Raw genomic sequence first — 2,499 nt, forward strand, 5'->3', positions numbered from 1 at the left:
CCGCGCCGCCGCCCGAACCGCCTGTGCCCGCCGCCCCGGCACCGGCCGCCCAGCCCGAGGCACCGCGGCCCGCCGGCGCCCCCGGCATGGCCGGGCCGATTCCCGCCGAACTGCGCGCCATGCTCCAGCGCCTGCGCGCCGAGGTCGAGAAATCCTGCGACTATGTCGGCCCCGATTTCGCCGAGGAGGCGCGCCGCATGCATCGCGGCGAAACCGACCGGCGCGGCATCTTCGGCGAAGCCTCCGACGCCGAGGCCGAGGCGTTGCGGGACGAGGGCATCGAGGTCTCGCGCATTCCCTGGGTGCCGCCCTCGGACGCCTGACGGCCCGGCGCAGACATTGATCCTTGCGTCGCGAAACCCTGCACACGAAAATGTGAGGCAATCAGGGGGCGGAGACCATGCGGCTCGGATCGGCCATCGCGGCGCTCGGTGCGTCGCTTGTTCTGCCGGCGGTCGTCCTCGCGCAGACCGCGCCACTCGACCTCTCCTCGTCCTCCTTCACCCGCAGCGTACTAACGGACCCGACGCCGCAGGTGCGGATCGACGGCATCCTCGGCTCGGGCCCTTCGCCGATCGTCTCGCTGCTCGCGAGCGGGACCTTCGGTAGCCCTGCCTCCAATGCCGCCGTCGCGTCGGTCGGCGCAGCGCTGACATCGGCGGCGGCGCCGGTGCGCGTGCAACTCTCCGCGCCCCGCCTCGTCGGCAGCGCGCCGACCGAGCGCATCGTCAACGGCACGCCCTTCGATGTCGTTGTCACGGGGGAAGGGACCGCCACCATCCCGACGGGCGCGCGCGGCGTCTGCGCCAGCGCCGGCACGAGCGGGCTGCTCGGCGATGGCGGCGACCTGCCGGCCGGCTGCCAGAACGCCGGCACCGCCGTGGCCGTCGGGCCAGGCCAGGCCTTCGTCCTGACCAACACCAACACGCCGCAACTCGTGTTCGTGGGCTCCACCGACATCTATGCCGTCACCGCCACCCCGGTCGCCCAGATCGGCACCGGCCACACGATGACGCGCATCGGCACCTTCCAGGACCTTGATCGCATGGCCGACCGGCTGTTCGAGGACCTGGGTGACCCGGCCTTCGCCGGCGGCGGGGATCGGCCCTGGGCGGTTTTCGCCGAGGCCTTCGGCGGCTTCGGCCGGCTGAACGCGGACCCCTCCCGCTACCTGCCGGGTGCACGGACGGAATTCGGCGGTGTTTCGAGCGGCATCGCGGGCGTGCCGCTGCCCGGGATCGTCGCCGGGTGGATCTTCGATGCGAGCCGGGTCGAAATGGCGACGAACGAGCCCTTCGCGCCGGAATCGAGCCGCATGGACCTGGTGAAGACCGGGCCCTTCGGCACCTTCCGGCTGGGTGATTTCACGGTCTCGCTGCTCGCGATCGGCGGCCGGGGGGACAGCGCGACGCGCAGCGGCTCGGCGGCGGCGGGCGGCGTGGCCTCGGCTAGCTATGGCATGACGATGGCCACCGGCGGGGGCGAGGTTGCGATGAACCTCCGCCACCTGCTCGGCATCCCGCTGACGCCGCAATTCGGCTACCAGTATGCCCGTGTCGAGACCGAGGGCTTCACCGAGACCGGCAGCCCCTTCGCCCTTCGCGGCCAGGGCGGCGCCTCGGAGCGGCAACGCATGTGGTTCGGCGGGACCTGGAGCGACACCTACGAGGTCGGGCCCTTCCGCGTCGAGCCGCGGGCCTATCTCCGCGTCATCAATCTCTGGGGCGACACCGACGGGGCGTCGAACGCGGTCTTCGCCGGATTTCCCCAGGCGGGCCAGGTGAGCCTCTCCGGGCCGCAGGTGGCGGGCTGGGCCGCGCAATGGGGCATGCGCGTCCGCGTTCCGCTGCTCGCCGGCGTCGCTCAGGTCTCCTGGGACGGGCAGACGGGCGCGGGCTACGACGCCCAGGTCTTCGCCGCGCGCTTCCGCTTCGCGTTCTGATGCCCGGAGCGCGAAGCCTCACCCTTCGCGCGGTCAACAGCCGCCGCCGCGCCCGGCCTCAGGGCGCCCGCGCCATCAGGATGTAGTTCACCCCGACATCGCGCGTGGCACGCCAGCGCCCGGTCAGCGGGTCCATCGACATCCCCGCGAGGTCGGCGACGGTCAGCCCCGCGCGGCGCAGGCCCGCGCCGAGTTCGCCGGGTGTCACGAACATCCGCCAGTCATGCGTGCCCACGGGCAGCAGCCGCAGCACATATTCGGCGCCGACCTTCGCCATGAGGAATGACCGCGCCGTGCGGTTCAGCGTCGAGAGGAACAGCAACCCCCCCGGCTTCAGCGCACGCGCCAGCGCGGCGAGGAAGGCGTCCCGGTCCGCGACATGCTCGATCACCTCGAGCGCCACGACGGCGTCCCAGCGTTCGCCGTCGGGCAGGTCCTCGGGCAGCCCGTCCCGGTAGTCGATGTCGAGCCCCGACGCCGCGGCATGGGCGCGGGCGGCGGCCAGCGCCTCCCCCGCCGCGTCGAGGCCGGTGACGCGCGCGCCGCGCCGGATTGGA

3 protein-coding genes are annotated in these 2,499 nt (G+C 73.0%); 2 read left to right on the forward strand and 1 reads right to left on the reverse strand.

The window, feature by feature from the left end; genetic code table 11:
* Positions 1–323 (forward strand): DUF1178 family protein (locus HW577_RS23565; RefSeq protein WP_198378542.1); only part of this gene is annotated, 323 nt, incomplete at its 5' end.
* A gap of 77 nt (positions 324–400) precedes the next feature.
* Positions 401–1,942, forward strand: a complete 1,542-nt coding sequence (locus HW577_RS23570) for an autotransporter outer membrane beta-barrel domain-containing protein (RefSeq protein WP_198378543.1) — start codon at positions 401–403, stop codon at positions 1,940–1,942.
* A 58-nt stretch (positions 1,943–2,000) separates the two neighbouring features.
* Here HW577_RS23570 and ubiG read toward each other — a convergent pair.
* Positions 2,001–2,499, reverse strand: a 499-nt coding sequence (gene ubiG / locus HW577_RS23575; protein WP_198378544.1) for a bifunctional 2-polyprenyl-6-hydroxyphenol methylase/3-demethylubiquinol 3-O-methyltransferase UbiG, incomplete at its 5' end; no start/stop codon positions are given.

The sequence above is a fragment of the Neoroseomonas rubea genome, from assembly GCF_016106015.1.
GTDB lineage: Bacteria > Pseudomonadota > Alphaproteobacteria > Acetobacterales > Acetobacteraceae > Neoroseomonas > Neoroseomonas rubea.